The sequence below is a fragment of the Streptomyces microflavus genome, from assembly GCF_014650075.1.
Taxonomy (GTDB): Bacteria; Actinomycetota; Actinomycetes; order Streptomycetales; family Streptomycetaceae; genus Streptomyces; species Streptomyces microflavus.
In genome coordinates this window covers 532,114-540,362 of sequence record NZ_BMUG01000006.1, presented here as the reverse complement: position 1 = coordinate 540,362, position 8,249 = coordinate 532,114, and the positions used below count along the sequence as shown (strand labels likewise).

Annotated in this window: 6 protein-coding genes and 1 riboswitch; of the genes, 2 read left to right on the top strand and 4 right to left on the bottom strand. The window is 73.0% G+C overall.

Going from position 1 to position 8,249, the window contains the following annotated elements:
- The coding region (locus tag IE264_RS20345; RefSeq protein WP_190167672.1) for an electron transfer flavoprotein subunit alpha/FixB family protein at positions 1–588 on the top strand (588 nt) is incomplete at its 5' end.
- Positions 589–649: 61 nt separating this feature from the next.
- Here IE264_RS20345 and IE264_RS20340 read toward each other — a convergent pair.
- The 3 genes from IE264_RS20340 to metE form a co-directional block, all read right to left on the bottom strand.
- On the bottom strand, positions 650–2,035 hold the full coding sequence (locus IE264_RS20340) for a lysine N(6)-hydroxylase/L-ornithine N(5)-oxygenase family protein (protein WP_015612449.1): 1,386 nt from the start codon (positions 2,033–2,035) through the stop codon (positions 650–652).
- A gap of 37 nt (positions 2,036–2,072) precedes the next feature.
- On the bottom strand, positions 2,073–3,581 hold the full coding sequence (locus tag IE264_RS20335) for a pyridoxal phosphate-dependent decarboxylase family protein (protein ID WP_032753914.1): 1,509 nt from the start codon (positions 3,579–3,581) through the stop codon (positions 2,073–2,075).
- Between the two features lie 255 nt (positions 3,582–3,836).
- The gene (metE, locus tag IE264_RS20330) at positions 3,837–6,161 is read right to left on the bottom strand and encodes a 5-methyltetrahydropteroyltriglutamate--homocysteine S-methyltransferase (RefSeq protein ID WP_032753913.1); all 2,325 of its coding nucleotides are present in this window, start codon (positions 6,159–6,161) and stop codon (positions 3,837–3,839) included.
- A 160-nt stretch (positions 6,162–6,321) separates the two neighbouring features.
- Positions 6,322–6,536, bottom strand: a riboswitch (cobalamin riboswitch).
- 448 nt (positions 6,537–6,984) lie between these two features.
- On the opposite strand from metE, the gene IE264_RS20325 reads away from it, so the two are divergent.
- Positions 6,985–7,182 (top strand): hypothetical protein, encoded by a 198-nt coding sequence (locus IE264_RS20325; RefSeq protein ID WP_015612446.1) that lies wholly within the window; start codon positions 6,985–6,987, stop codon positions 7,180–7,182.
- A gap of 133 nt (positions 7,183–7,315) precedes the next feature.
- Here IE264_RS20325 and cobF read toward each other — a convergent pair whose 3' ends face one another.
- The gene (gene cobF / locus IE264_RS20320; RefSeq protein WP_032753911.1) at positions 7,316–8,143 is read right to left on the bottom strand and encodes a precorrin-6A synthase (deacetylating); all 828 of its coding nucleotides are present in this window, start codon (positions 8,141–8,143) and stop codon (positions 7,316–7,318) included.
- Positions 8,144–8,249: the final 106 nt, after the last annotated feature.

Below are 8,249 nucleotides of genomic sequence, written 5' to 3'. Positions count from 1 at the left end.
GTCGCGACGCAGGCCGCGTTCGCCGCCTCGTACACCACGAAGTCCCGGGTCTCCAAGGGTGTCCCGGTCATCACGGTCAAGCCGAACTCGGCCCCCGTCGAGCCGGCCGCCGCCGCCGGCACCGTCGAGGCCCTGCCGGTGTCGTTCAGTGCGACCGCGACGGGCACGAAGGTCACCGCACGCACGCCGCGTGAGTCGACCGGGCGCCCCGAGCTGACCGAGGCCGCGATCGTCGTCTCCGGCGGCCGTGGCGTCAACGGTGCGGAGAACTTCCCCCTCATCGAGGCCCTCGCGGACTCCCTCGGTGCAGCGGTGGGTGCCTCGCGTGCGGCGGTCGACGCGGGCTGGTACCCGCACACCTCCCAGGTCGGCCAGACCGGCAAGTCCGTCTCCCCGCAGCTGTACATCGCCTCGGGCATCTCGGGTGCGATCCAGCACCGGGCCGGGATGCAGACCTCGAAGACGATCGTCGCGATCAACAAGGACGCCGAGGCCCCGATCTTCGACCTCGTCGACTACGGCGTCGTCGGCGACCTCTTCGCCGTCGTCCCCCAGCTCACCGAAGAGATCAACACCCGCAAGGGCTGAACCCCCAGCAATACCCGTCCTGGGCCGCACGGTGCACCCCACCGCGCGGCCCAGCGCCGTACTACCGCCGCTCTTCGGCTATACGGCCCGGCACCCCGGCCCGGTCCTCCGCGCCGATGCCGAAGGTGGTGAAGGCGGTCCGGTCCGGCAGTGGGTAGGTCTCCTTGCCCGTCAGCGCGTTGATGATGACGGCGGAGCGCCAGGCGGCCAGGCCCAGGTCGGGGGCGCCGACCCCGTGGGTGTGCCGTTCCGCGTTCTGCACGAAGACCGAGCCGCCGATCCCCGGGGCGAGGACGAGTCGTTGGGCCTCGTCGACCTGCGCTCGCCCGGAGTCGTCGCGGACGATGTACGGGTCCAGGGCGGCGAGCAGCGTATCGACGGGGCGTTCCCGGTACCCGGTGGCGAGGACGACCGCGTCGGTGGTGAGTCTGCCCCGGGACTCCTGCTGGCCGTGCTCGACGGTCAGTTCGATGCGGCCCCCGTCCGTGGTGGCGGCGCCGGTGACCTCGATGCCGGGGGTGAGGGTGACGTCGGGCCAGTCGCCGCCGAGGCTGCGCCGGTACAGCTCGTCGTGGATGTCCCCGAGGGTGTCCCCGCTGACCCCCTTGTAGAGCTGCCACTGGCTGGGCAGCAGCCGGTCCCGGGTGGCCTGCGGGAGCCCGTGGAAGTAGCGCGTGTAGTCCGGCGTGAACTGCTCCAGGCCGATCTTGCTGTACTCCATGGGCGCGAAGGCCGGGGTACGGGCGAGCCAGGTGAGCCCTTCGGCGCCCTCGGGCCGCAACCGCAGCAGGTCCAGGAGGACTTCGGCGCCCGACTGCCCCGAGCCGACGACGGTGACGTGCCGGGCGGCGAGCAGCCGGTCCCGCTGGGCGAGGTAGTCGGCGGAGTGCAGGACCAGGGGTACGGGGTCCGCCGCCAGGTCCCGGAGCGGTTCGGGGACGTAGGGCGCGGTGCCGACGCCGAGGGCGAGGTTACGGGCGTGGGTGAGCCCGCTCCCGAGGGTCTCGCCGTCCGGGCCGAGCCGGGTGGAGTCGACGGCGAACGCGCCCTCCCCCGCGTCCCAGGCGATCGCGTCGACGCGATGGCCGAAATGGGTGGAGGGCAGTTCGGTGCTCACCCAGCGCAGGTAGTTGTCGAATTCGGAGCGGTGGATGTGGAAGCGCTCGGCGAAGTAGAACGGGAAGAGCCTGCGGCGGGTCTTGAGGTAATTGAGGTAGCACCAGGGGCTTGTGGGCTCGACCAGGCTCACCAGGTCGGCCAGGAAGGGGACTTGGAGGGTTGCTCCCTCGATGAGCAGTCCGGGGTGCCAGTGGAAGGCGGTGCGCTGTTCGTGGAAGGCGCTGCGCAGGCCGGGCACGCCGTCGGCGAGTGCGGCGAGCGAGAGGTTGAAGGGCCCTGCGCCCACCCCCAGCAGATCGAGGGGCGGGTTTCGCGGTCCGGGCGTCATCGGGTTCCTCCCACGGGGTTCGTGCGCGTCGGCAACGTCATGGCGACAGCCTTTCCGCCGCCGGGGCGTCGGTATCGCCCCGGCCGACTCCATCGCCGCCTCCGGCGGCCGCCCGCTCCGCCGCCTCCGTCACCAGGTCGAGCAGCGGGGCCAGGTCGGCCGTCGCCGCGTTCGGGTGCAGCAGGGTGGCCTTGAGCCACAGCCGGCGCCTCCCGTCGCCGTCCTCGGCCACCGCTCGTCCGAGGACGGCCCGGCCGCCCATGAGCAGCGTGCGGCGGACCTCGGCGACCACGGCGTCCCCGGCCGCCGGTTCCAGCTCGTCGGCCACCACCGGGCGGAACAGCACGGTGCTGATCCCGATCCCGCCGGGCCGGCGGCGCAGTGCGGGCCGCGCGTCGACGGCCCGGCCGAACTCCTCCGCCGTACGTACGCAGTGCTCGACCAGTTCGCTCAGCCCACGGCGTCCCAGCGCCCGGAAGGTGACGGCGATCTTCAGAGCGTCGGGGCGCCGGGTCGTACGGATCGAGCGGCCGAGCAGGTCGGGGAGCCCGGCCTCGGTGTCGTCGTCGGCGTTGAGGTAGTCGGTGCGCAGCGACAGCGGGGCGAGCAGGGCGGTGTCCGCGACGGCCAGCACCCCGGCGGCGACCGGCTGCCAGCCGAGCTTGTGCAGGTCGAACGTTACGGAGACGGCGCGGTCGAGCCCCGCGAGCTGGGGCGCCAGGCGCTCGCTGAACAGCAGGGGCCCGCCGTACGCGGCGTCGACGTGGAGTTCGGCGCCGTACCGTTCCGCGATCCGGGCGATCTCGGGAAGCGGGTCGATGCGCCCCTCGTCGGTGGTCCCGGCGGTGGCGACGACCAGGGCCGGTCCGCCGCCGAGTCCGGCCAGGGTGCCTTCGAGGGCGGCGGGGTCGATCCGGCCGTCGTGGCAGGCGACGACGGCCGGGGCGGGGAGGCCGAGCGTCCAGGCGGCCCGGTGCACGCTGTGGTGGGCGTTGACCCCGGTCACCACGCGCAGGGGGCCCTTCCCCGCGGCCGCTCGTTCCCGGGCGAGGAGCAGCGCCACCAGGTTGGACTCGGTGCCGCCGCTGGTGATCAGGGCGTCGGGCGTGGCGGCTTCCGGGTGGACGAGCCGGGCCAGTGCCGCCGTGGTCAGCTCCTCGATGACCCCGGCGGCGGGCGCCTGGTCCCAGGAGTCCATCGACGGATTCAGTGCTGCCCCCGCCAGTTCCGCCGCGACCGCCACGGCCAGGGGCGGGCAGTGCAGATGGGCGACGCACGCGGGGTCGGCCGGGTCGGCGGCCCCCTCGGCGACCGCGCGCACCAGGTCCGCGAGCGCGGCCTCGGCCCCGATGCCCTCCTCGGGCAGCACCGGGGCGGCCAGGGCGGTGGTCCGCCGGGCCACGGCGTCCGGTCCTCCGGCGGGCAGCGGTCCGCCCCGGGTCCGGGCGGCGGTCTCCAGGGTGTCCAGGACGACCGCGGTCAGGGCGCGCAGGTGGCCCGGTCCGTGCACACCGCCCGCGAGAGAGGCTCCCGTACCGGCGCTCACACCGCACGCCGCAGGGGGAGTTCGGCGAACAGCAGGCCCTGAGCACGCTCCATGGCGAAGCCCTTCGATCGGAGTGCATGATCCACAACCGGGATTCGCTGGTTAGGCTAACCTAACTCCTCCGCTGGGGGAGAACGCACTCCGTCCGGCCGGGCCTCCGAACCGGCCCTGCCCCGAACCGATTCGGGAGAGCCGGGCCTCGGAACGCATGTCCCGGTGCGGGAGCGGCGGTCGCCGCTCCCGCACCGGGCCGGATCACGACGCTTCGGTGGGCAGCTCCGCGCGGAGCTCCCGCGCGGCGGCGACCAGGTTCTCCAGGGAGGCCCGGGTCTCTGGCCAGCCGCGGGTCTTCAGGCCGCAGTCGGGATTCACCCACAGCCGATCGGCCGGGATGGCCTCAAGTCCCTTGCGCAGCAAGGCGGCTGCCTCCTCGACGCTCGGGATGCGCGGGGAGTGGATGTCGTAGACGCCGGGTCCGGCCTCACGCGGGTAGCCGTGGGCGGCCAGTTCGCGGGCGACCTGCATGTGGGAGCGGGCGGCCTCCAGGCTGATGACGTCGGCGTCGAGGTCGTCGATGGCCTGGACGATGTCACCGAACTCCGCGTAGCACATGTGGGTGTGGATCTGGGTGTCCGGCCGCACCCCGGAGGTGGCGAGGCGGAAGGACTCCGTCGCCCACTCCAGGTACGCGGCGTGCTCGTCGGCCCGCAGCGGCAGCGTCTCGCGGAGCGCGGGCTCGTCGACCTGGATCACCGAAGTTCCGTTCGCCTCCAGGTCGTTCACCTCGTCGCGCAGGGCGAGCGCCACCTGGCGGGCGGTCTCGCCGAGCGGCTGGTCGTCGCGGACGAAGGACCAGGCGAGCATGGTGACCGGGCCGGTGAGCATGCCCTTGACGGGGCGTTCGGTCAGCGACTGCGCGTACGTCGTCCAGCGCACCGTCATCGGCTCGGGGCGCGAGATGTCCCCGGCCAGGACCGGCGGCCGGACGTAGCGGGTGCCGTAGGACTGCACCCAGCCGTGCTGGGTGGCGAGGTAGCCGGTGAGCTGCTCGGCGAAGTACTGCACCATGTCGTTGCGTTCGGGCTCGCCGTGCACCAGGACGTCGATCCCGGCCTTCTCCTGGAAGGAGAGCACCTCGCGGATCTCGTCCTTGATGCGCTCCTCGTACCCGGCCTCATGGATCCGCCCCGCCCTCAAGTCGGCGCGCGCGGTGCGCAGTTCGGTGGTCTGCGGGAACGAGCCGATCGTGGTCGTCGGCAGCAGCGGCAGACCCAGGTGGGCGCGCTGGGCCACGGTCCGCTCGGCGTACGGCTGGGAGCGGCGGCCGTCCGCGTCCGTGATCGCCGCCGTGCGGGCCCGGACGGCCGGGTCGCGGGTGATGGCGGCGTCGGCGCGGGAGGCCAGGTCGGCCCGGTTGGCGGCGAGTTCGGCGGCGATGGCGTCGGTGCCGCCGGACAGGCCGCGCGCCAGGACGACGATCTCCTGGGTCTTCTGCTTGGCAAAGGCGAGCCAGCGGGCGATCTGCGGGTCGATGTCGTGCTCGGCCCCGGCGTCCAGCGGGACGTGCAGGAGCGAGCTGGAGGCGGAGACGTCGACGTGGTCGGCGAGGCCGAGGAGGGTGCCGAGGGTGGCGAGGGACTTCTCGTAGTCGTTGATCCAGATGTTGCGGCCGTTGACGACGCCCGCGACCAGCCGCTTGCCGGGCAGTCCGCCCGCCGCCGCGAGGTCGGCGAGGTTCCCGGCGCCCGACTCGGTGAAGTCCAGCGCGAGTCCCTCGACCGGGGACTTGGCCAGCACCGCCAGCGCCTCGCCGAGCCGCCCGAAGTAGGAGGCGACCAGCAGCTTGGACCGGTCGGTGAGTGAGCCGAGCTCGCGGTAGGCGCGGGCGGCGGCGTTCAGCTCGGCCGGGGTGCGGTCCTGGACGAGCGCGGGCTCGTCCAGCTGCACCCATTCGGCGCCCGCGGCCCGGAGGTCGGCGAGGACCTCGGCGTACACCGGGAGGAGCCGGTCCAGCAGGGTCAGCGGCTCGAAGTCGGCGGCCACACCGGGGGCCGCCTTGGCGAGCAGCAGGTAGGTGACGGGGCCGACGAGGACCGGGCGCGGGGTGTGGCCCAGCGCGAGGGCCTCCTTCAACTCCGCGACCTGCTTGGCGGAGTCGGCGGCGAACACCGTGTCCGGGCCCAACTCGGGAACCAGGTAGTGGTAGTTGGTGTCGAACCACTTCGTCATTTCGAGCGGCGCCACGTCCTGTGTGCCGCGGGCCATGGCGAAGTAGCCGTCGAGGGCGTCGGTGCGGACAGCCTCGCGGTGCCGCTCGGGGACAGCGCCGACCATCACACTGGTGTCCAGGACGTGGTCGTAGTACGAGAAATCACCGGTCGGCACTTCGTGGACCCCGGCCTCGGCGAGCTGCTGCCAGGTTCCCCTGCGCAGTTCGGCGGCGGTCTGCCGGAGGGTGTCCGCGTCGACGCGGCCCTTCCAGTAGCCCTCGATGGCCTTCTTCAGTTCACGCTTCTGACCCTGGCGGGGGTAGCCGTACACGGTGGCCCGTGCTGCCGCGGCTGCGGGCTTCGCTGTCACGTGACTCTCCTTCGCGAGCATGTCTCCAGCTGATCCCGGGACGGGACGCGGACGCGAAGGGGTGACGAATCGGGCGGATACGCGACACGTCGGCCGTGTCCGTCCACCCGAAGGTACGCCGACCCGCCCACGAGGTCACCGGGAACTCCGCACGCGAACGGTCGCGTGCGGGCAACGGGCAGGTCTTCGGACTCGCGGGCACGTCTGCCGGGGCAGACACCTACTGGCCGTCGCTTCCCAGACCCGGCCGGGCCCAGTGCGTATGACGGCGGTCGTTCCCACTCACCGCTGCGGGGCAGTCCCGGATTCCCACCGGGTTCCCTCTTACGACACCCTGCCTGGCGGACAGGGCGAACCAGCTGCACCGGCCAGCCTAAGGGGACGACCGCCCGGCGCACACCGTTGTTCACACTTCGGACGGTGATGTGAGACACCACCTCCGGGCACGTTCCGAACTGCCGCGGTACGTCCGCCGAACGGGTGACAGAGGGGGTCGGAACGGTCCGCGCACCAATCCGGTCCGGCGGGCGGCGCCGAATGGTGGGTGCGGGGGCGCGGAGCGGGCGCTCCCGCATCACTGCCCGGGACCGGATCGGCAGCCTGGCAAGATCCGGCCCCGGGCAGGCAGCGCGCTTCGGCCCTCTCCGCCCTGTTCCGCCGTTCGTCGCCGGTTCGCTGACTTCCGGTCAGGTCGTGCGGGCATGGTGACCCAGATGTAACCGAATGGCGTAGGCGAGCCGGAACCACAGAGCGTCACAGGCCGTTCTTCTTGCCAATACACGGCCGCCGACCCGCGGTGGCGACGAGTGAGGGAAGCGCGAATATGAAGAAGACAGTCGGGTGGGCCCAGGACGGCGACGACTGGACGATCACGGTGAACGGCACCCTGTACCGGGCCGTCGAGCGGCCCGCCGACGGGCGCGTGCACGACTATCTGGTGCGGGGGAACGACCTGACCGCCGAGTGCCCGAGCCTCGGCCACGGGCTCGGAGTGATCCGGGCGCACGAGTCCCGGAGCTGACCTCCGGCCGCCCCGACGACGAGGTGCGGCGGCCGCCCGCGCCACGACGCGACCCGCCGCCCCTGTCCGGAGCCCCGCGCCACCCCGCCGACCCGCCGCCCCCGTCCGGAGCCCCTGCTCGCGGGCCGGGGCCTCAGGCGGCCGTGCCGCCGGTGCGGTGCTCGCCGTCCGCGCCCTGCGGGCCGTCCGGCCGGTGGCGCAGCAGATACGTGTCCATGATCCAGCCGTGCCGTTCGCGGGCCTCGGCGCGCACCCGGCTGATCTGCCCGGCGACCTCGTCCAGCGGGCCGGAGACCAGGAGTTCGTCGGGGGTGCCGATGTAGGCGCCCCAGTAGATCCACAGGTCCCTGCCGGTCAGATGGGTGAAGCTCTCGTGGCCGTCGAGCATCACCACGATGTCGCCGTCGTCGTCCGGGAACCCCTCGGCGAGCCGCCTTCCGGGGGTGATGTGGATGGGGCGGCCGACCTGGTTCAGGGTGGTGCGGTGGCGGGCGGCGAGCGCGGAGACGCTGCTGATCCCGGGGATCACCTCATGGCCGAATTCCACCGTTCCACGGGCCCGGATGTCCTCCAGGATCGCCAGGGTGCTGTCGTACAGGGACGGGTCGCCCCACACCAGGAAGGCCCCGCACTCCCCCGGTGCCAGCTCCTCGGTGATCAGGCGTTCGCAGATGTCGGCGCGGCGGTGGCGCCAGTCGTGCACCGCCGAGGTGTAGCGCCCGCGGTCGTCCTGGGTCCGGTCCCGCCAGGGGTCCTCGGCCTCGACGACCCGGTAGGGGCCGGTGAGGTGCTCCGCCAGGATGTCCCGCCGCAGCCGGGTCAGGGAGTCCTTCTCCCGGCCCTTGCCGAGCACGAAGAAGACCTGGGCCCGGCGCATCGCCTTCACCGCGGCGAGCGTCAGATGGTCGGGGTCACCGGCTCCCATGCCGATGACGAGGATGTGCCGTGGTGCGTCGCTCATGTCGGCCGATCATGCCAGGAGCGGGGCGGGCGAACACGCCGGGGCAGGCCGGGCGAACATGCCGGGGGCGTGGCGGGCGATCGTGCCGGGGGGCGGGGCGGGGTGG